This is a genomic window from Lentilitoribacter sp. JB5-8, from assembly GCF_055693385.1.
This window is the reverse complement of record NZ_CM146332.1, coordinates 2,387,084-2,408,617: the sequence shown is the minus strand read 5'-3', so window position 1 is coordinate 2,408,617 and position 21,534 is coordinate 2,387,084. Positions and strand designations below refer to the sequence as shown.

Genomic DNA, 21,534 nt, shown 5'->3' with positions numbered 1-21,534 from the left:
CGGACCGCTTAATTGTTGGTCCGTTTTAATGTTTGACCATCTGGCAACCAATACTCATCTGCGCGCCAATTAAAGTATCTTTGAATAGTCCAGGGACGCACAGCGTCTCCAACAGCTGTTTCAACTCTATACGCATTCCCATTACGAGCTGAATATAATGCCATTGAGCCACTCTGCTTTAAGTCATAGCGGCTGATAATCATTTCAGTAGCGCATTCGTTCCTTAAAGCGCGGTTTACCCCAAACGTTGTCACGATAATATCCGCAAACTGGCAAGCAGCGCGCATATGTTCCGTCTTTCCAAGCGTGGTTATGATCTTACCGTTATATTCGTTCACACAAAAATGGGTGTTAAAACAACGAAACGCAGCATCACCTTTAATCAATATTTGTAGATCTTCCCGGCGGGCATTTTGTGAGTCAAAGCCAATGTCAGCCGTATTTATTAATTGCGGTTTTTCAAGCTCAAGCAAATGCGCACTTAGCCACTGATCTACGATAAAGCTTGATGGACGGGATCGATTAACGAACAACGTTTTATCCTGGCGGACACCAATAAGCTTTCCGTCTTCGCTAATGAAAACATCCGGGATGTTAATCGGTAAGACAAAAGACAAAGCCAATCCCACCACGATTGATAACAGCCCTATATGTTTGATGGAACTTCGAAACAGTACAAAAACGATAAAGCCTGCAACCAAAAATGCTATAACTATGGGAATTGGTTTACCTGTCTTGAGCTCTCCACCCAATCCAGAAACCCAGTTTGCAAGGTAAATCACAACATCTATTGATTGGCCCAATCCCGTTAAGGGCAACCATTCAAGCCCATAAGGCATGAGTAACATGGAGAGTAATGCAAGCGGCATCACGAGAAATGTAACCACAGGCATCGCCAAGACATTTCCCAACAGACCATAGCCTGCGAGTTGATGAAAATGAAAACTTGAGAAAATGCCTGTTGCGAGCCCTGCAATCAAAGCTGTCATTCCTAGCCCAAACACAAACTGAACCGTTCTGTACAAAAAAGTTTCTTTAAAATACACCGTCGATCGCTCGTAGTGGTTTAGTTTTATCCGCGCCCAGGCGGAATAAACTGATACGAGTGCTGTTGCCGCGGCAAAGGACATCTGGAACCCAGGTGTCGTTACGCTTGAGGGTTTTATTAAAATAATGATGATGGCGGCTATTGCTACATTTCGAAGGGTTATGGCTGGTTTATCGAATATGGTTGCCCCCAGCATAATCACCAACATAAGCCAAGCGCGTTGGGCGGAAATTGGCGCGCCGGATATAACGAGATAAGCGCTTGCAGCTGACAATGCGGCCACTGCCGCAAGCTTTTTAACCGGTATGGCCTGAACAAGCGATGGAAAGACGCTGAGCAAAGCCCGAATTGTTAAAAACAAAGTGCCAGACGCTAAAACCATATGAAGACCAGAAATCGCTAATATATGGGCAAGACCGGCATTGCGGAGCGCTTCGACAGTTTGCTCGCTAATTGCCTTTTTATCGGCAATAATTAAGGCAGATGATATCGCTGCGGCATCACCACTTAAATGATTGTTTATGCGGTTTGAAATCTTTGATTGAATGGCACCAACAAATAACTCAAATCTGCTTTTTAATGGCAATTCGTTGGCTTTGATATTCCCAAGTGAAATGGGTGATCCAAGCATAAACCCATATGCACCGATATCATTGATATAAGCACCGAATGCAAAATCATATCCGCGTGGATACACAGGTCCCGATGGTCGCGTTAATCTTGCTCTTGTTTGAATGATCTCACCGACATTGAGTTGGCCATCTCCCCCGCGCGCGACCAATTGAACCTTTTGCGGTGGTCGCTTAATGGTGGGTTTAGATGTTGAATTGATCAATATCTTGTAGCGCGGCGTGCCATTTGTCCCAAGGCTTTTGGATAAAACAATGCCTTTTAGATTTGTGGTGACATCACTATCGAGCAAAACCGTGGACTTTTTCATCTCAAAATTTGCGGCAAATGCACCGATGAAAAACGCGGATAAAAGTAGTAAAATGAACTTTGCGCCGACATTTATTTGCCTATTAAGTGCGGCAATTGCGCTCAAAACTATGATTGGAATCACCAAAAATTCATCTGAAATGTCGAGTTTTCTTGAAAAATTGAAATAAGCACCGAAAATTAAAAATACTGGAATACACAAAAAAGTGTGACCAAATGCAGTTTCAGTCGCTAATGATCTGGAAAAATAACCTAAAAGGTTAGCATTATTTGTCTTATTACGCGAAAATGTTTCATGGCGTGTAAATCTCAAATTGCGCAATATAAACGATTTAGAATGGCTAAAACGCGTTTTATTAGCTAATTCTTGCTGTTTTTGCTCCACTTCAAACACAGGGCATAAATCCAGTCATTCAAGCAATTTGAGAGATCAATGGCAAAATACTACCATAAGTTTTGTCAAGTGGTAAACTGAACGTAACAATAGTTTTACAAGGCTGTTTATAAATATTGCTCATCAATCTTGGCAATGCATCAGAAATCGTATAGCTAAAGCCCAAGCTTTTATGAATGCACCGCAACATAGTTCAATTTCGCGCTGCATAAAAACATATAAAGGGGATCTAATATGACCGATAAAAAAGCCACATTAAACTTCGAAGGCAAAGAGTTCGACTTTCCTGTCCGCTCCGGAACTTTGGGTCCCGACGTCATCGACATCAGCTCACTATACAAGCAAACAGGTGCGTTCACATTTGACCCGGGTTTTACCTCAACTGGTTCATGTGATTCAGATATCACATTTATCGATGGTGATAATGGTGTTCTACTTCACCGTGGTTATCCAATTGAGCAATTGGCTGAACAAGGTGACTTCTTGGAAGTTTGCTATCTCTTGCTTTATGGCGAATTGCCAACTGCAGCTCAAAAAGAAGACTTTGACTACCGTGTAACGCGCCACACAATGGTGCATGAGCAAATGTCTCGCTTCTTTACAGGTTTCCGCCGCGATGCTCACCCAATGGCTGTTTTGTGTGGTTGTGTGGGTGCCATGTCATCTTTCTATCACGATTCAACGGATATCACAGATCCGCATCAGCGCATGGTTGCTTCTATGCGTATGATCGCGAAATTGCCGACACTGGCTGCAATGGCTTACAAATACCATGTTGGTCAGCCATTCATCTATCCAAAGAATGATCTGGACTATGCATCAAACTTCTTGCGCATGTGTTTTGCCGTTCCTTGTGAAGATTATAAAGTAAACCCAGTTCTTGCACGTGCTATGGATCGTATCTTCATCCTACACGCTGACCACGAGCAAAACGCTTCAACATCAACTGTGCGTCTTGCTGGTTCATCTGGTGCAAACCCATTTGCTTGTATTGCCGCCGGTATTGCATGTCTTTGGGGTCCTGCACATGGTGGTGCAAACGAAGCTGCGCTGAACATGCTTGCTGAAATTGGCAGTGTTGATCGCATTCCTGAATATGTTGCACGCGCAAAAGACAAAGATGATCCATTCCGCCTCATGGGCTTTGGTCACCGCGTTTATAAGAACTATGATCCACGTGCGAAAATCATGCAGAAAACTACGCATGAAGTTCTCAACGAATTGGGTATTAAAGATGACCCATTGCTTGAAGTTGCGATGGAACTTGAGCGTATCGCACTGACTGATGAATACTTCATCGAGAAGAAACTATATCCGAATATTGATTTCTATTCTGGTATTACATTGAAAGCTCTTGGCTTCCCAACAACAATGTTCACAGTGCTCTTTGCATTGGCAAGAACTGTTGGCTGGATTGCCCAGTGGAAAGAAATGATCGAAGATCCAAGCCAGCGCATTGGCCGTCCTCGTCAGCTTTACACAGGTCAAGCAAGCCGCGACTATGTTCCGGTTATCAAAAGATAATCAAATCTCATAGTGAGACAATAAAAACTCCGCATCTTTTTCAAGATTGCGGAGTTTTTTATTTAAGGTGCTTGAGGATTATTTCTGCGCCATATTCGCTTGGTGAACGCTCTACGCTCATTTTATCATATACGAGATCAAATGCTTCCAGCATTGCGCTACGCTGCTTAGTATCGTTTGATAAAAGATATAATTGCCGGGCCAACATTCCTGGCTTGGCATAATGGTCAAAGTACTCTGGCACTGCCGGATAGTTCACAATCCAGTTTGGCAATGCAGCGCTCCATAATTCTAGTTTTTTAATCAATTGTTTGAATACAAAATCGATCTTATAAATAGAAATGCAGGGTACGCGCGCAATCGCCAGCTCTAACAAAATAGTTCCCGAGACTGCAAGAGCTGCATCGGCTCGACCAAATGCATGCCATTTATCGCCCTCGCCAACCACCAGCTCGACATCAAAGGGCCAGGACTTGAGTTCAATTTTTAACCGATCCTCAAAGCGTGCGATTGTGGGTAATATAAATTGTGTGTCCGGCTCAAATTTTAAATATTCTATCGCCGACTTCTGGATCGTTTCAAGATTGCGATTAAGTTCGCTGTTTCTCGAACCTGGAAGCAGCAAAATCGTCTTTTTGGATTGCAGTTGATGATTGAGCTGCGTGTTTCGACTGTTGGCAACCGCTTCGTTTTCCATAAGTCGATGGCCAATATAACTAATTGGTGGACCAGACAGCTGTTCAACTATTTCAGGTTCGAACGGTAAAACACTCAATATGTGATCAATGTATTGCCGCATTTTCAACGCGCGTTCGGGTTTCCAAGCCCATACTGTCGGGCAAACATAGTTTATGATGGGAATTTCAGCTTTTTTGGCGTGAACGATTTTAGCGACACGATGGGTGAAATCAGGACTATCAACAATAATGAAGACATCTGGTTCACAAGCTATAACAGCGTTTGCAGTTTGGCGAATGCGCCACAATAGTTTCGGCAATTTCGCAATCACTGCAGAAACCCCCATAATGGAAAGCTCTGAATAGTCAAATAGCGGTTTTAGCCCTTGAGAGGCTAATTCCGGACCACCTACTCCAATGAGTTCAACCTCTTGACCTCGTTGCAGCAATTTAGATTTAAGCGCTTCAATTAAATCCGCGGCTAATTGGTCTCCTGAGACTTCGCCAGCGATGATGGCAACTTTTAAGGGTTTCATGGAGATCCCTCTCGGGTAATTCCAGCGATAAACATTCCACATTTATCGGCTTCTTTTATCACATTCTCTCTATCTAAGATAAAGGAGCGTCCCGCTTCAACAGCAATGCCTGCAAGACCAGCTTTATGCGCGTTAATAACGCTCATTGGTCCAATGGTGGGTAAGTCTGCCCTTCTCTCTTGCTGTGGTTTGCAAAGTTTGACTAAAACACCCTGGCTAACAGATGATTGATTTTCATCTTGGTGCGAAGTTAATCTGATCAGCATCGCATCGGTTCCATCGGAACTTTCGGTTGCGACAACTTCGCCATTAATTGCAACGGCAGCTTGGCCTTTATCATCCAAACCCAATTGAGCCGCCGCTAATGAAGCGGCTTTGATATCAATCTGATTTTGATCACCGATACTTACTCTTCCTAAAACACCTTTTGGGGCTAACAGGTTGGGGACAATTTCCTGAGCGCCTAAAACTTTAACGCCATGCATTTCAAACAAATTAATGCCTAGGCTTAACAGCGCATCATCACCACCAGACAGCAGTATTTTAAGTAATTTTGGCAAAGAAAACAAAAGCTTAAATGTTGGACGGATGTCCGCGATTTTAGGGCGATTTCGCACCCCACCTGCTAAAATAATTCGGTCAATATTTTGCTGCTTTAGCGTTTTCGCCAATAGGGAAAAATTGGCAATGGGCAGTTGCTTATGATCAAAATCACCCCAATCCTGATCAGCCTCACCATCCAATGCAATGATAAACGGATCTATACCCATCTCACGTGCAGCTAATGCTACATCAATAGGTAACCTGCCATAACCGGCGATAATAGCCAGCCGTGCGTCGCTTTGGTTCTTATGCGACGAGAGGCTGTTCATGCTTAATCCTGCGACTTGTGGGACAGTCTTGGCGTTATCAAGCCCCGTTTGCTATCAACGCTGATGTAATCATAAATATCTTTTTCAGCCTCGCCCAATTGCGAAGGATCAATATCTGCCAGGCGTTGCTTGAAAGTACCTGAACCTTCAAAAACCCTTTTTACGAAACGACGAATATCCAAGATCTGCTGTTTTGCATATCCCGCGCGGCGCAAACCAATAACATTTAGGCCAACAAGCTCGCCCGGCACACCATCTGCCATACCAAAAGGAATAACGTCGTTTTTCGCAATGCAGATACCGCCAACAAAGGCGTGGTGACCAATGCGAACGAACTGGTGTACGCCAGCGCCACCACCCATAATAACATTGTTACCGACTTCGACATGACCGCCAAGCATAACATTGTTGGACAAAATGATATTGTCTCCAAGACGGCAATCATGACCAACATGTGAATTGACCAAGAATAGACAATTATTACCCACAACGGTTTTATTACCAGCATCTGGCATGCCGGTATTCATAGTCACGTTTTCGCGGATTTCGCAATTTTCCCCGATGATAAGCTCTGTATCTTCGCCCTTATAATGTATGTTTTGTGGCTCTGTGCCTAAAACCGCATGCGAAAAGATCTTACAGCCTGCCCCCATCGTTGTATTGCCGTCAATTACAACATGGCTGCGAATAGTTATATTTGCTCCAAGCTTAACCTTTGGTCCAATGGTGCAAAAAGGGCCAATTTTACAGCCCTCGCCAATTTGTGCCCCATCTTCAACAATACTTGTTGGATGAATTTCTGCCGTGGCTGCAATCATTACTCAGCACTTTCATTGGCCACGAGCATGGCACCAATGTCCGCTTCCGCTACTTTATTGCCATCAACAATAGCATCGCAGTGGAATTTCCATATATTGCCGCGTTTCTTGGTTTTTTGAACATGAAGTTCAAGCACATCACCAGGCACAACTGGTTTTCTAAAACGCGCATTGTCAATGGTCATGAAATAGACAACATCAGCTTCAATTTCCGCTGCCATCATGCAAATCGCACCAGCAGCTTGTGCCATGCCTTCAATAATCAAAACGCCCGGCATAACTGGCTGACCAGGAAAATGGCCGGTAAAATGTGGCTCGTTCATAGTGACATTTTTAATGCCGATCGCAGAATTATCGCCATCAATTTCAATGATCTTGTCAACAAGCAAAAAAGGATATCGATGTGGGAGTAATTCCAATATTTTCTGAATATCAGCCGAACCAAGCGTTTTTACGTCACCATCACTCATCTTTTTGTCCTTCTTTTTTATACTTACCGCGCCCGAATGCACGTGCGTTTATGTCCGCAACATCACGTAGGAACGCTGTCATTGGGCGAGCTGGAATACCACCCCATCTTGCACCCTCTGGCACATCTGTTGCCACAGCACTCGTGGCTGCAATTTGTGCACGATCACCAATTTTAACGTGCCCGACAATTCCCGCAGCTCCACCGACCAAAACAAAATCGCCCAGTTCAGCACTGCCGGCAATACCAACTTGCGAGACGATTATACAATGACGACCAATGCGAACATTGTGCGCGATCTGTACCAGATTGTCGATCTTCGTTCCTTCGCCAATCACCGTATCATCCATTGCACCACGATCAATTGACGTATTTGCACCAATATCAACACTATCTTGAATGATGACACGACCGATCTGGTGAATTTTGTGGTGTCCATCTTGATCCGACACATAGCCAAAACCTTCCTGACCAATGCGGACACCTGAATGAATTGTCACCTGATTGCCAATAAGCGCGTTTGAAATGCTCACATGCGATCCAATTGAGCAGTCTCTTCCGATCTGAACGCCTTTTCCCACGACGGCATTTGCTGCAATTAATGTTCCCTGCCCGATATTCGCACCCGCACCTATTACAGCGCCTGGTTCAATTATAACGTTGGCTTCAATTGTTGCAGAACTATCAATATAGGCGTTTGGTGAAACACCACTGGTTGTTCCGGTTGAGGCAGCACCAGCGGCATCTGGGTAGAAAACATTTAGAATTGTTGCAAAGGCTTTCTGCGGGTTTGGCACGATGAGCGCCAAAATATCATCACTAATTCTTGATGCTAAAGCCTTGTTGCAAAATAGAACCTTCACCTCAGAATCATCCAATAAACTCAGAGATTTACGCGAATTGATAAAGCTTATCTGATTGGCTTTCGCACGCGCAATTGGCGCCACATCAACGATGTTGATGTCGTTAAACTCGTCTGATGATGGCGTGGAATTTGTTAGCTTGATTATCTGGCTGACTGTAAGCGCACTTGTAGGAGAAAAGAATTTATTTTCCATATCAAGTTGCCACCCACAGCCAACTAAATCTATTGATATCGATTAACTAAGGAACTTAGAATCTCGATGTTGCACCAAAGCCAAATTTCTTGATTTTATCGTTAGCTTCTTTTGCGATTGGTTCAGCATAGAACACGCGCAATGGACCAAATGGTGATGCCCATGTGATACCCGCACCAACAGATGCACGCCATTCCATGCTCGTACCAGAAACTGTTTGAGCGCCAATATCAGCAGCTGAGATGTCATTTCCGTACAATGTCGCTGCATCAGCAAAGATATTAAATCTTAAACCGAAATCGCGTGAAACAGCTGGCAACGGTGCGCTAACTTCTGCACTTGCGTTGAAGTATGTTGTACCACCAACAGCTGAGTTTGATGCGTTGTTGATCGTTGGACCAATACCTTTTGTATCAAAGCCACGAACTGTCTCGCCACCAAGGTAGAAATGCTCGAACACGCTCAAATTACCACTTGTTGCGGCAACATGACCTGCACCGACCGTGAGATTAGCCACAAGATCAGCTGCTTCTGAAACAACGTCAAAATATGAGGCTTTTGCAGTCGTGCGGATAAACTTCTCATCACCACCAAGACCTGCAAATTCCTGAGACACACGCAATGCATAGCCTTCACGCGTGAATGTTTCGCTATCAAAGTCTTTATAGGTAATTGTGTAGCCCAGGGAAGATTTTGTACGCTCGCCTTGATCGATAATAGCTTGCTCAGGATTTGATGTTGACGTACCGCCAGCATTAAATTCCTGCAAGTTGTAGTTATAATTGGCAGAGAATGTAAGATTCTCGGTCAAAGGTGCAGCAATACGAAGTGTTGTACCTGTGTTTAGGCCAGTATAACCAGAGTTTGAAGTGTCTTCTTTTCTGAAGATATCAAAACCAGCTGCTAAACGGTAACCCAAGAAATAAGGCTCTGTGAATGACAGTTGATACTCTTGAGAATCTTCACCGCGACCAGCAGACAATTTAATGAATTGGCCACGTCCTAAGAAGTTGCGTTCAGTAATTGAGATATCAGCCGATGCGCCTGTCGTATTTGAATAACCACCACCGATACCAAACTCACCTGTTGGCTCGTCAGTTACGTTGACAACCAATATCACACGGTCAGCTTCTGAACCCTGACGTGTTGAAATATCAACATTTGAAAAATAACCTAATGCATTCAAACGCTTAGTCGCTTGACGCAACAGCACCTGATTGAATGGATCGCCTTCACTGATGTCAAATTCGCGGCGGATAACATAATCACGCGTACGTGTGTTACCAATAATTTCAATACGCTCTACATATGCGCGCGGACCTTCATCAACCAAATAATCAACTGAGATTGTGCGGCCTGAGAAATCGCGGTCACCACGTGGTGTGATTTGAGCAAAAGGATAACCCTGGTTGGCAACCTCATCTGCGATCGCAGCGATTGTGTCTTCAACTTTGCTGGCGCTATATGTGTTGCCGGTGCGGCTTTTGATAACACCTTGCAAAGATGATGCATCAATATTTGGAATTGTACTATCGACTGTGACAGCACCAAAGTCATACTTCTCACCTTCATCAACCGTGAATGTGATGTTGTATTTGTTTGATGTTTCATCAAGCTCTGCAAAAGATGAGATTACGCGGAAATCAGCGTAACCACGGTCATAGTAAAAGCTACGCAAAAGTTCTTCATCAGCACGAAGCTTGTCTTCGTCATAAATGTCTTTGCGGATCAAAAAGCTTAGGAAGTTTGAACGCTTTGTAGACACAACGTCTGCAAGACGACCATTTGAGAATGCATTATTACCAACGAAGTTGATCGTTGAAATCTTGGTACGGTCACCTTCATTCACTTGGAAAGCGATGTTAACGCGTCCGTCGCCCAATTGTACGACTTGTGTTGTTACCGTTGCGTCTTCACGACCAATGCCAGCATAAGCATCCTGGATTGCTGCAATATCGGCATTCAACAACAATTCATTGTATGGCCCAAGCGGCCTTGTCTGAACAGCAGCTGCAAGACTGCGGTCTTTAATCTTTTTATTTCCGTTAAAGATAACCTGATTAACAATTTGGTTTTCTTCAACAGTCACAACCAAGCTGCCGCCTGAAATACTAATTCGAACATCGGAGAAAAATCCGGTTCCAAATAGGCGCTTCACTGAATCATCGATATCATCGTTATTAAAACGCTGGCGCGGTGAGATTGTGATATTGTTGATAATCGTTGCATCATCAACACGAGTATTTCCGCGGACAACAATACGACTTACCGACGCAGCCTCTGCAATTGTCGTCATTGCGATTGTTGCTGTTCCCAAACCGGATATCGCAATACCCGTCGATAATGCAACTGCTGAAACAGCACTCAATAAACGTGAACGAGACTTCATCGACCAAACTACCTTCTTTTTAACCAAGCAGTACACGCGCCAGAAACGGATTTCTGACTCGAAACTAAATACGTGTTTAAAACTCTTTTACTCTACAAGCAAGGAAAAGAGTTAAATTCCGTTTACTTAATGTATCATTTTTAATCAATGCCCGGAAGAAGAATTGATTAAAGTAAACAGTCTATTAACGAACAAACATGCAAAGAAGCGTAAAACTGTTGTTTTGACGCAACTATTGCGCTTGAGGGACTTCACATCCGTGGTTGAACAAAGATGTCACATCGTTAAATGTTGTGAACAGCATTAGGCACAAAATCAGCATAATACCGACTCGGAAGGCATATTCCTGTGCTCTGGGGCTCACGGGTCGTCCAAGAATCGCCTCAATTGCGTAAAAAACCAAGTGCCCGCCGTCTAAAATTGGAACAGGCATCAAATTCAGTAGGCCAATTGAAAGTGAGATAATCGCAATCAATTGAATAACAGCAACAACCCCGAGCGTTGCGACCTGCCCCGACATTTTAGAAATACCAATTGGCCCACTTAATTGTTTCGCGCTTTCACGCCCGACAATAATATTGCCAATATAATCAAACGTGCGTGTGACAATGAACCAGCTTTCGGAAAAAGCCTGCCCTACAGCGCCGACAAGACCGTATTCTAACCGACGTGAATTGGTTTCATCTGGCACCACAACAACGCCCATTATGCCTTCTTCAATTTTATTACAAAAGCGATCTTCGGTTACTTTGCGGTCTGGAATGAGCGAAATAACCTGTTCTTTGCCATTACGATTAATGGTGATATCAACTTCAGTTTCAGGCCGCGAAGATATGTAGCGCTTAACATCATTAAAGACGTTTATTTCGATCCCATCTACCGACACAAATAAATCACCGGGCTGCAAACCAGCAGCTTCCGCTGGTGATTGTTCGACAACTTGGCTGATAATTGGATCCGTGGTTTGCTTGCCGTAAACGGCAAAAAATGCTGTAAAAATAACAATGGTAAGTATGAAATTTGCCATTGGGCCGGCAAGAACGGTTAAAGATCTTCGTAGCACCGAAGCATGATGAAACGATCGCGCTTTGTCTGCGTCTGACATTTCTTGCAGCTCGTCACCATCCGGCATTGAGGCGGCATTTTCATCTCCGAAAAACTTTACATACCCACCCAGTGGAATCATCGCGACGCGCCAACGGGTACCGTCTTTTCCATCAAAACCCCAAATTTCCTTACCGAATCCGATAGAAAATGTTGTCGCATAGATACCGCACCAGCGGCCGACAAGATAATGCCCCATCTCATGGATGAAGACGACAACTGATAAAATTAGGATGAATACGAGAATATTTCCGGTAAAAATCGAAAAAATTGAATTTAGAATATCCATGAAATCTTTCCGCCAATTGGGCGAATATGAATTGAGTTAATCACAAACCAAGCAGATGAATTGCTAACACATGAGAGGCGTCTGTACCAGCATAAAACTGATCGAGAAGCGCGATCAAAAATGCCGCAACCGCAGCAAAGATCATCCCGTCCAATCGATCCATAAATCCACCGTGCCCTGGTATAAGATTACTTGAGTCTTTCACGCCAAATCGACGTTTAATCCAAGATTCGAAAAGATCACCAATTTGACTGGATATCGAAAGCACTACGGCTAAAATTGGGACAAAATACCCGCCGCCGCTGCTGATGAGCAGCACAATTCCGATTCCTGCACCAACGCCGGCAAATAATCCAAAAACTGCGCCTGACCAGGTTTTCCCGGGTGAAATAGATGGCGCAAGTTTTGGTCCACCTAAAGCTTTACCGCAGAAATATGCAAAGATATCTGTTGCCCAAACAATGACAAACACAAAAACAATCGCGAACAGACCCATCTGGTCATAAAAACCTGACGTTTCATTGCCGCGCAGTTGAGTGAAAGCGATGATGGGTAATCCCGCATAAATGGTTCCCCCAAATACCCAAAGATTTTTTGCCTTCCCCCACCCCATAGCCGCTGCTAGCAGTGCGCCGATAGCTAAGCTGATCAGCGCCAGTTCGAGCATGGAAAACAGGATGTTTATACTTACGACCGCGAGCGTAAACCAGCCAATAAAATTTACCAAAGGTTGACGTTTAGTGGTGCGCGTAATTTTGCTCCATTCATAGAACAGTAAGAAACCAACAATGATAACAAGGCCTGCAAAAAAAACACCGCCAATCCAAGTATCAACGAGCGTGATCGCACCTAAAACAACCGCGGAAATGATGCGTAGTTTTAACTCACGTGACATTTATCGGGTTAAACCTTGAAATAAAGTCAGGAGTAATTGTTGATTATGTAATGACATTTGCGTTCCCTCTGGAACGCTAAGTTACACGCTAAAATATCGGTTGAAAACAACTTAAAGCGCTTCATCCTCAAGAAGTTGCTATGAGTTTTGCACTTTCAACGCCACCATAGCGGCGTTCTCGCTTTTGATACGCACCTAACGCACGATGAAAAACATCTTTGGTGAAATCGGGCCACAATTCATCAACAAATACAAATTCTGCATATGCAGCCTGCCATAATAGGAAGTTTGAAAGTCTTTGTTCCCCGCTAGAACGAATGATTAGATCGGGATCTGGTATATCGCTTGTGTCCAAATAGCTGGAGATTTTGGCCTCGCAAACTTCTTCGGGCAACAAGACACCTGATTTAATATCAGCAGCCATGCGCTTTGTCGCACGCGCTATTTCATCACGTGCGCCATAATTAAAGGCTATAACAAGGTTCAAACCATCATTTTGCTTGGTGTTCTCTTCCGCCTCAATTAGTAAATCAAGGATATCAGATTTCAGGTTTTCCCGGCCACCGATGATTTTTACACGCACATTTTCAGAACGAAGTTCTTCAAGATCTCGCTTTATGAACTTTTTCAAAAGCCCCATCAAAAAGCCAACTTCTTCTTGTGGTCGGCTCCAGTTTTCAGATGAAAATGCAAATAAAGTTAAATATTGAACGCCAGCTTCGCCGGCTGTGCGCACAACTTGGCGTAATGTTTCAACGCCTTTTTGGTGACCTGCGCTTCTCGATAATCCGCGTGATTGAGCCCATCTGCCGTTGCCATCCATGATGATGGCAACATGCCGTGGCGCATTGATTGTGTTCGCAGATTGCATATATTCGCACCCGGCCCCAGCTGGAAAACTATACTGTCATGATCTCAGTTTCTTTTTCAGACAACATTGCGTCAACGACTTTGATTGTGTCATCCGTCATCTTTTGCACATTGTCAGATTCACCATGAGCTTCATCTTTACCAATGTCACCATCTTTTTCGGCTTTTTTAAGGCTGTCCATGCCATCACGACGAACGTGACGAATGGCTACCTTAGCATTTTCAGCATAACCATTAGCGATTTTCACCAGCTCCTTACGGCGCTCTTCATTCAAATCCGGCAAAGGAAGACGCAAGTTTTGACCATCGGTGATTGGATTAAACCCAAGATTTGCTTCACGGATACCTTTTTCAACCGCAGCAACCATGCTCTTGTCCCATACGGTAACAGAAAGCATGCGAGGCTCTGGAACTGAGATATTCGACACTGTGTTGAGCGGCACTTTTGAACCATAGGCATCAACCATGACTGGGTCCAAAAGATTTGCAGATGCGCGACCTGTGCGCAAAGCGGCAATATCGGATTTAAATGCGTTGACCGCACCATCCATACGTCGTTTCAAATCATCTAAATTTACACCGGCCATTTTTGCCTCCAACATTCCCTAAAACTTGAGCAATTCCAAAATTGCAGGTTTATTTATCACGCACAATCGTTGAACGTCCACCACCTTTTACGATTTGGGCAAAACCACCCTTTTCGTGGATTGAGAAGACAACAATTGGCAAGTTATTTTCTTGAGCGAGCGCAACAGCTGCTGTGTCCATAACAGCAAGACCCTTTTCAAGCACAACATCATGTGTGAGCTCTTCATAGCGCGTCGCATCTGGCGAGGTTTTTGGATCTGCTGAATAGATCCCATCAACTTGCGTGCCTTTAAAGATGGCATCAGCGCCCATTTCAGCAGCGCGCAAAGCTGCGGCTGTGTCTGTTGTTAAGAACGGATTTCCTGTTCCGCCAGCAAAAATGACAACACGACCTTTGTTGAGATGATGTTGAGCTGCGCGTTGTGAGAAACTCTGACAAAGCTCTGGCATCGCAATCGCAGACAAGACTTCGGTTTCAACACCGCGCTTACGCAAAGACGTAGCCAATGCCAGCGCATTAATAACCGTTGCCAGCATGCCCATATGATCGCCCGTCACCCGGTCACCACCTTTTGATGCGACAGCTACGCCACGAAAAATGTTACCACCACCAACAACGATACTAACCTCCACGCCCATATTGTGAACTTCTGCAACATCGCCCGCAATCCGATCCGCTACATTCACATCAATCCCAAATCCTTGATCACCCATTAGCGCTTCACCGGAAGCTTTGAATAATACACGTTTGTAGATTGGTTCTTCTGACATTTGGCACCCTTTATCGTCTGTCATTATCCGTTTAAGGAGAGATTCGGTATCTCATTTATATATTCGACACCCCCGATACACCAAGGGCACCGCGTTGTCACGCGATGCCCTTAATAAAACATAAGAAGTTTTCGTAATTAAACGAAATTAGCCTTTAGCTGTCGCTGCAACTTCAGCTGCGAAATCTTCTTCTTCTTTTTCAACGCCTTCACCAAGTAGCAAGCGAGCCATGCCGGTTACGGCAATTGGCGCACCAACGTCAGCTTCAGCCGCTTTAACAGCTTCTGCAACAGTTTGGTCAGGGTTCATAACGAATTGCTGAGACATAAGTGCAACTTCCTGGAAGAACTTACGCATACGACCTTCAACCATTTTTTCTGCAATATTGTCTGGCTTGCCAGATTCTTTAGCTTGCTCAAGGAATACTTGACGCTCGCGCTCCGCAACGTCTTTGTCAACTTCTTCAGAAGTCACAGCCAATGGGCTTGTCGCTGCAATGTGCATTGCAACCTGACGACCAACAGCGGCTAGTTTTTCTGCATCACCTTCAGATTCAAGAGCAACAAGAACACCAAGTTTACCAAGACGGTCTGTCACTGCATTGTGGATGTATGATGCAACAACACCAGAACCCACAGACAATTTTGCAGAACGACGAAGTGTCATGTTCTCACCAATTGTGCCGATTGCCGCTTTAACTGTTTCATCAACAGATTTACCTGATGGGTGTGCTGTCGCTAGAACCGCGTCAACTGTACCATCTGTTGAAAGAGCTGCGTCAGCAATTCCATTTACAAGGCTTTGGAATTCGTCGTTTTTCGCAACAAAGTCTGTTTCAGAGTTAAGTTCGATAACAACCGCTGAATTGCCGTCGCTTGCAATACCAACAAGACCTTCAGCCGCTGTACGACCAGATTTTTTGTCAGCTTTTGCGATACCTTTTGCGCGCAACCAATCGACTGCTGCTTCCATGTCGCCGCCAGCTTCCGTTAGCGCTTTTTTACAATCCATCATACCTGCGCCAGATTTTTCGCGCAGTTCTTTAACCATTGCTGCTGTGATGCTCATAATAGCCTCTTTTTGCCAGAATATTGAAATGTCGAGAAATGTTTCAACACATCATATAGATACTTATCGTACCGTTTCAAATCTCAGTACATGCGTACTGTCTCAAATTTACGACATTGGCGGCTGCTTGGATCGCGCGCCGCCAAAATCGTTATCAATTAAGTGTGCCTTAAGAAGCGGCTGGTGCTTCTTCAGCTGCTGGCTCTTCTGCAAGAGCTGCTTCAGCTGGTGCTTCAACTTGTGCACCCAAATCAACGCCAGAAGCGCCTTGCTGACGCGCAATACCATCGATACATGCACGAGAGACAAGATCACAATAAAGCGAAATTGAGCGAGCCGCATCATCGTTACCAGGAATTGGGTAATCAACGATATCTGGATCACAGTTAGAATCAACGATTGCAACAACTGGGATGCCAAGACGCTTAGCTTCTTGAATTGCGATGCCTTCTTTGTTTGTGTCGATCACAAAAATCAAATCAGGTGTACCACCCATATCGCGGATACCGCCCAAAGCACGGTTAAGCTTTTCGCGCTCACGCTCAAGGTTCAAACGTTCTTTCTTAGTAAAGCCAGAAGCGTCACCTGAAAGCAATTCATCAAGCTTGCGAAGACGTGCAATTGAATTGGAAATTGTTTTCCAGTTCGTCAACATACCACCCAACCAACGTGCGTTCACGTAGTATTGAGCTGATTCTTCAGCTGCTTTTGCAACGATTTCAGATGCTTGACGTTTTGTACCAACGAATAGTACGCGACCGCCTTTTGCAACTGTGTCAGACACAAGCTGCAATGCATTTGAAAGCATTGGGTATGTTTGACCAAGGTCAATGATGTGAATGTTATTGCGCTCACCAAAGATGAACTTTTTCATTTTAGGGTTCCAGCGGTGTGTCTGGTGCCCAAAGTGTACGCCTGCCTCTAGCAATTGGCGCATTGAAAAACTAGGCATTGCCATGTCTTTTCTCCTTTACCGGTTATACCTCTGCAGATAGAAGCAAATGAATGCCACCGGGCGGAATGGATCGGATTTCTCCCCGAACAATCCCAAATCTGCATGTGGAATGCGGCTCACATATGCCTATATGAGCTGAAATGCAAGTGTTTTCTGCGCTTTTGGCCAATAAGAATGGTTTTGACTTAGCCCGGCAGATTCATTTAGGTAGGCGTTATTATAAATTGAGGTTCAATCGTGTCTAAATATATCTTCCGCGACGATTATAGCGAAGGCTGTCATCCCAACATTTTAAAAGCATTGACAGAGACCAATATGGTGCAAACCACACCCTATGGAACAGATATCTATTCTGTTTCTGCGCGTGATCTTATCCGCAATGAGATGGGAACAACAGACACAGATATATTCTTTGTATCTGGCGGCACATTGGCGAACTTGATAATCCATGCTTGTGCGCTGAAATCCCATGAAGCTGTGATTGCACCATTATCTGGGCATATTCAAACAAATGAGGCTGGCGCGATCGAAGCGACAGGTCATAAGGTGATTACAGCGGATGTTGAAAATGGCAAACTGACTGCGGAAAACCTGCAAAAGGTCATTGATACGCATAATCATTTCCCGCATGTCACACGCCCTCGCCTTGTATATATTTCCAATGCGACTGAGATCGGCACCGTTTATAAACGTGATGAAGTGGCAGCACTTTCAAAGATTTGTAAAGACAATAAGCTACTCTTTATGATTGATGGCGCGCGTATGGGCGCTGCCATTGCATCTGACCATTCTGATTTAACGCTCAAAGATGTGGCATCTTTTGCCGATATCTTTTGGATTGGGGGGACGAAAGCTGGCGCATTATTTGGCGAAGCGATTGTTATTCCCAACAAAAGTTTAGCGGAAGATTTCCAAATTCATCTCAAGCAACGCGGTGCGCTCTTAGCCAAAGGTCGCGCGCTTGGGCATCAGTTTAAAGAGCTCTTCACAGAAAGTCTTTACTTCGAACTTGCCAAACGCGGCAATCAAATGGCTGCGAAAATGGCCGCTGGGATTAAAGCTGCGGGATATGAAATGGCCGCAGAATGCGAAGCTAATATGCTCATGGCGATCCTGCCAAATGAAGTCATCACACATCTTGAAACCGAGTTTGATTTTTATCGTTGGAAAGTCATCGATAATAAGCACACCCAGCTACGCCTTGTGACCTCTTGGGCAACAGATGAAACGAAGGTGGATCGATTTATTGAAATGTTGGGCTGAGCCTAACGCGCATATTTGATAAATGGTGTTTTATTGGCGACCGCGTCATAGAGCTTTCGCGCGGTATGATTATCTTCTGCTGTTAGCCAATAGGTTTGGGATGCATTGTGCTGATCAGCATCTTCATATACCGTTTGAATCAACGCGCGCCCAATGCCCCTACCGCGAACGCTAGGATCTGCAAACAGATCCTGCAAATAGCAACGCGGACCATCATCTGATGTAGAAATCGTCAAGAAATAATGCGCGAAACCAACGGCATTGCCATCAAACTCGGCAACAAAACCAAACGGTTCGCCATTGCCCGCTAACAAAGAATTCCAGGTGCGATTGGTGGCGGTGTCTGTGACGCTGCGTTCATAAAAGGTGTTGTATCCTGCCCAAAGCGCAAGCCAATCTGAATGATCCCCCGTTTGCATGCGGCGGATAATAACATTTTCCACTTGGTCAGTGATACTTTGATCAGTCACAGGCCGCTTCTTTTTCTAAAATTTCAAAACCTGAAACTTTGCCTTCGATGACAAACTCGCCATAATCCATAGTAAGACTTCGGCTTACACCATCCTCGTAAAGTTTAAATGCAATTCGGTAGATCGGCATTGTGTCGCCTGTTTCTGTTTCCTCAAAATACGACAACGATACTGGCCAATATGAGGCTTTTGCCCCCTCACCGATAATTTTAACCTCCGGATCGGTTTCATTTGGCCCATCGGACATCTGTCCAATAATGCTTGTCGTGATCAATGATTTATCAGCACCATCAGAACCGTCAAAAATACGGCTTTCATAAATTGTCTCGCCAGATTTGGCTTTTTCAATAAGCTCAATTAAATGCGCTGTAGGAAACGCAGCATTTGGCAACTTAATTTCATTCTCTGCCGGTGTTTTAAGACCAACCACTAATTCTTTGGCATTGTTTTCCGCAGAACCGCGTGTTTCGCGATCTAGCTCTTGATTGATAAAGGAACGCGTAACAAACTGAAAAGTGTCTGAACCCACATCTTCATAGGTTGATGTTTGCTGATCTGTCACGCGTACTGTTTCACCAGTGAAAATTTCACTCACAAAGCGAAAATTTACCGTATAACCATCACATTCTGAACCCCTAAATTCATAGACAATACGTCCGGCAAGGCCTGAAATACCTGAGCGCTGCGATGCGTCTTTGAGCTTCAGATCATAAACCGCTCGATGGGGAAGCAATTGTGACGCGGAAAGTGATGTTGCAAAGCTCGATGCAAAGATTGCAGCCGAACACAGTGTCTTCAAAATTGTGGATGTTTTGGTCATAAAATATTGCGCAGTGCTCTCTGTTTGTGGTTTGTAACAGAATATAGTCAGACAATGCGGCGATGTGTAGACTTTTCTTATCCAACTGGGACGAATCATCGTAAAAGGCTTAATGTCTGCTTTAAGAGCTCGTAACAAGGAACTACCCAATATGTCACTTTCACTTGATGCCCGTATGGCTGAAGCGCGATTGTCATCTCGTGGCATAGTATTGCCAAAAGCTGCACCACCTGCAGCCAATTACATGCCTTATACAATGTCGAACAATCATCTGTTCATCTCTGGGCAATTGCCAATGCAGGACGGGCAGATTGCGGTAAAAGGACAGCTTGGCCATTCAGTTACCGTAGAACAAGGCGCTCATGCTGCGCAGCTCTGTGCGATTAATATTCTGGCACAGGCTAAGTCGGCTTTGGGTGAATTGGGCCGTATCAAGCAAGTGGTGAAAATCAATGGCTTTGTGTCATCGACACCTGACTTTCATGAACAACATCTCGTGATTAACGGCGCATCTGATTTTCTGGCTGAGATTTTAGGCGATTGCGGAATTCATGCGCGTGCTGCTGTTGGTATGGCATCATTACCGTTAAATGCTGCTGTTGAAATTGATGCGATCATTGAATTTGAAGAATATGGTACCGGACGCTAACGCACTCGCAGGGCTGTTTAAGCTTCCCATTGCACATCGCGGGTTACACGATAAAGACGAAGGCATACTTGAAAACACGATGAGTGCTTTTGAGGCTGCGATTGATGGTGGCTATGCGATTGAATGCGATCTGCAATTTTCTGCAGATGGTGTCCCAATGGTTTTTCATGACTTTGACTTAAAACGTCTATGCGGGATCGGTGGTGATGTGCGTGATAAAATGGCATCTGAACTCACGCAATTATCGGTGGGTGGCAGCCGGGATAAAATACCGACGCTAAAAACTTTATTAGACATGGTTGACGGCAAAGTACCGCTCATTCTTGAACTCAAGGGGCGTGAAGCCAATGATGATGGCTTTGCCGGCGCTGTTCTGGACGATATTGAAAATTATAAAGGGCCAATTGCTGTGATGTCGTTTGGCCAGCATTTGCTCAGGGATTTTCATGATCTTGGTTGCCAATGTCCGATTGGATTAACCGCCGAAGGACAAGATCCTGAAGTGTTTTTTAAACACGAAGAAGCTCTTGCATTTGGCGTTTCCTTTTTCTCTTACGATATTGATGATGTGCCTAATCCATTCATTGAGGCGCAGCGTAAACAAGGTAGGAAAATCATCACATGGACGGTTCGAAATCTTGAGCAACAAAAACTGTCAGATCAACATGCTGATCAAATTACATTTGAGGGTTTTGATCCTGCGTAATTTTGGGCAACTTAAGCCCGTCGACTTGCTGCATTTACAGCGTGCAGTTTCTCTGCTTTTGATAAAGCTCGTTCCCGCCAGGCAGGTTTCGCTAGAAACGGTGAAATGATAATGCCAATAAAAATGAAATTTAGAAAAAATACTATAAACCCACGTCCCACAAATCCATGGACCCAATAGTAAATTGGACCGAACAAAAATGCCCATAACCAACTTAGACTTGTTGATTCATCATGCGCTTCGGCAATCAATTCAATTTCAGCTTTATCAGCGATAATTTGTTGAGAAATATTTTGATTCATTGCGCCTCACAGTGGTATTTTTTTAAGTACACCACAAATATACAACCATTAATTTAGTAT

Annotated in this window: 21 protein-coding genes; 4 read left to right on the top strand and 17 right to left on the bottom strand. The window is 44.3% G+C overall.

The genetic code is table 11. The annotated features are described in order from the left end of the window. Positions 1-8: 8 nt before the first annotated feature. Positions 9-2,111 carry a ComEC/Rec2 family competence protein gene (locus ACZ1GZ_RS11820; RefSeq protein WP_472665075.1) on the bottom strand — a complete coding sequence of 701 codons (2,103 nt, stop codon included), beginning with the start codon at positions 2,109-2,111 and terminating at the stop codon, positions 9-11. Positions 2,112-2,615: 504 nt separating this feature from the next. Between ACZ1GZ_RS11820 and gltA the strand changes: the two genes are divergently transcribed. Next, positions 2,616-3,905 (top strand): citrate synthase, encoded by a 1,290-nt coding sequence (gltA, locus tag ACZ1GZ_RS11815; RefSeq protein WP_472665074.1) that lies wholly within the window; start codon positions 2,616-2,618, stop codon positions 3,903-3,905. 58 nt (positions 3,906-3,963) lie between these two features. On the opposite strand, the gene lpxB is transcribed toward gltA, so the two are convergent. From lpxB to rpsB, 13 genes are all read right to left on the bottom strand, one after another. After that, on the bottom strand, positions 3,964-5,124 hold the full coding sequence (lpxB, locus tag ACZ1GZ_RS11810; RefSeq protein WP_472668290.1) for a lipid-A-disaccharide synthase: 1,161 nt from the start codon (positions 5,122-5,124) through the stop codon (positions 3,964-3,966). Beyond that, positions 5,115-5,990: an LpxI family protein gene (locus ACZ1GZ_RS11805; protein WP_472665073.1), complete on the bottom strand. Its 876-nt coding sequence runs from the start codon at positions 5,988-5,990 to the stop codon at positions 5,115-5,117. The genes lpxB and ACZ1GZ_RS11805 overlap by 10 nt, the downstream gene beginning before the upstream one ends. A gap of 2 nt (positions 5,991-5,992) precedes the next feature. Then, positions 5,993-6,808 (bottom strand): acyl-ACP--UDP-N-acetylglucosamine O-acyltransferase, encoded by an 816-nt coding sequence (gene lpxA, locus ACZ1GZ_RS11800; RefSeq protein ID WP_472665072.1) that lies wholly within the window; start codon positions 6,806-6,808, stop codon positions 5,993-5,995. Then, entirely contained in the window at positions 6,808-7,278 is a 471-nt protein-coding gene (fabZ, locus tag ACZ1GZ_RS11795) for a 3-hydroxyacyl-ACP dehydratase FabZ (RefSeq protein ID WP_472665071.1), read from the bottom strand. Before fabZ ends, lpxA begins: the two co-directional genes overlap by 1 nt. Further along, positions 7,271-8,335, bottom strand: coding sequence for a UDP-3-O-(3-hydroxymyristoyl)glucosamine N-acyltransferase (lpxD, locus tag ACZ1GZ_RS11790; protein WP_472665070.1), 1,065 nt, complete (start codon positions 8,333-8,335; stop codon positions 7,271-7,273). The genes fabZ and lpxD overlap by 8 nt, the downstream gene beginning before the upstream one ends. Positions 8,336-8,390: 55 nt before the next feature. After that, positions 8,391-10,724, bottom strand: a complete 2,334-nt coding sequence (bamA, locus tag ACZ1GZ_RS11785; protein ID WP_472665069.1) for an outer membrane protein assembly factor BamA — start codon at positions 10,722-10,724, stop codon at positions 8,391-8,393. Between the two features lie 232 nt (positions 10,725-10,956). Continuing rightward, complete coding sequence (gene rseP / locus ACZ1GZ_RS11780; protein WP_472665068.1) at positions 10,957-12,117, bottom strand: RIP metalloprotease RseP; 1,161 nt, start codon at positions 12,115-12,117, stop codon at positions 10,957-10,959. Positions 12,118-12,157: 40 nt separating this feature from the next. Then, positions 12,158-13,012 (bottom strand): phosphatidate cytidylyltransferase, encoded by an 855-nt coding sequence (locus tag ACZ1GZ_RS11775; protein WP_472665067.1) that lies wholly within the window; start codon positions 13,010-13,012, stop codon positions 12,158-12,160. A 127-nt stretch (positions 13,013-13,139) separates the two neighbouring features. Further along, positions 13,140-13,883 carry an isoprenyl transferase gene (locus tag ACZ1GZ_RS11770; protein WP_472665066.1) on the bottom strand — a complete coding sequence of 248 codons (744 nt, stop codon included), beginning with the start codon at positions 13,881-13,883 and terminating at the stop codon, positions 13,140-13,142. Positions 13,884-13,911: 28 nt separating this feature from the next. Next, entirely contained in the window at positions 13,912-14,469 is a 558-nt protein-coding gene (gene frr, locus ACZ1GZ_RS11765) for a ribosome recycling factor (RefSeq protein WP_472665065.1), read from the bottom strand. A 49-nt stretch (positions 14,470-14,518) separates the two neighbouring features. Continuing rightward, complete coding sequence (gene pyrH, locus ACZ1GZ_RS11760) at positions 14,519-15,241, bottom strand: UMP kinase (RefSeq protein ID WP_472665064.1); 723 nt, start codon at positions 15,239-15,241, stop codon at positions 14,519-14,521. Positions 15,242-15,388: 147 nt separating this feature from the next. Beyond that, positions 15,389-16,309 (bottom strand): translation elongation factor Ts, encoded by a 921-nt coding sequence (tsf, locus tag ACZ1GZ_RS11755; RefSeq protein WP_472665063.1) that lies wholly within the window; start codon positions 16,307-16,309, stop codon positions 15,389-15,391. A gap of 169 nt (positions 16,310-16,478) precedes the next feature. Further along, positions 16,479-17,267, bottom strand: a complete 789-nt coding sequence (gene rpsB, locus ACZ1GZ_RS11750) for a 30S ribosomal protein S2 (RefSeq protein WP_472665062.1) — start codon at positions 17,265-17,267, stop codon at positions 16,479-16,481. 234 nt (positions 17,268-17,501) lie between these two features. On the opposite strand from rpsB, the gene ACZ1GZ_RS11745 reads away from it, so the two are divergent. Beyond that, positions 17,502-18,527, top strand: a complete 1,026-nt coding sequence (locus tag ACZ1GZ_RS11745; RefSeq protein ID WP_472665061.1) for a threonine aldolase family protein — start codon at positions 17,502-17,504, stop codon at positions 18,525-18,527. Positions 18,528-18,529: 2 nt separating this feature from the next. Here ACZ1GZ_RS11745 and ACZ1GZ_RS11740 read toward each other — a convergent pair whose 3' ends face one another. Both ACZ1GZ_RS11740 and ACZ1GZ_RS11735 read right to left on the bottom strand, forming a co-directional pair. Continuing rightward, entirely contained in the window at positions 18,530-18,997 is a 468-nt protein-coding gene (locus ACZ1GZ_RS11740; RefSeq protein ID WP_472665060.1) for a GNAT family N-acetyltransferase, read from the bottom strand. Continuing rightward, a complete protein-coding gene (locus ACZ1GZ_RS11735; protein WP_472665059.1) occupies positions 18,990-19,817 on the bottom strand; it encodes a cell envelope integrity EipB family protein in 828 nt (275 codons plus the stop codon). The genes ACZ1GZ_RS11740 and ACZ1GZ_RS11735 overlap by 8 nt, the downstream gene beginning before the upstream one ends. 151 nt (positions 19,818-19,968) lie before the next feature. Here ACZ1GZ_RS11735 and ACZ1GZ_RS11730 point away from each other — a divergent pair, with 151 nt between their 5' ends. After that, complete coding sequence (locus tag ACZ1GZ_RS11730; RefSeq protein WP_472665058.1) at positions 19,969-20,466, top strand: RidA family protein; 498 nt, start codon at positions 19,969-19,971, stop codon at positions 20,464-20,466. Further along, a complete protein-coding gene (locus ACZ1GZ_RS11725; RefSeq protein ID WP_472668289.1) occupies positions 20,450-21,172 on the top strand; it encodes a glycerophosphodiester phosphodiesterase family protein in 723 nt (240 codons plus the stop codon). The genes ACZ1GZ_RS11730 and ACZ1GZ_RS11725 overlap by 17 nt, the downstream gene beginning before the upstream one ends. A gap of 11 nt (positions 21,173-21,183) precedes the next feature. Here ACZ1GZ_RS11725 and ACZ1GZ_RS11720 read toward each other — a convergent pair whose 3' ends face one another. Beyond that, positions 21,184-21,474, bottom strand: coding sequence for a hypothetical protein (locus ACZ1GZ_RS11720; protein ID WP_472665057.1), 291 nt, complete (start codon positions 21,472-21,474; stop codon positions 21,184-21,186). Between the last annotated feature and the right edge of the window lie 60 nt (positions 21,475-21,534).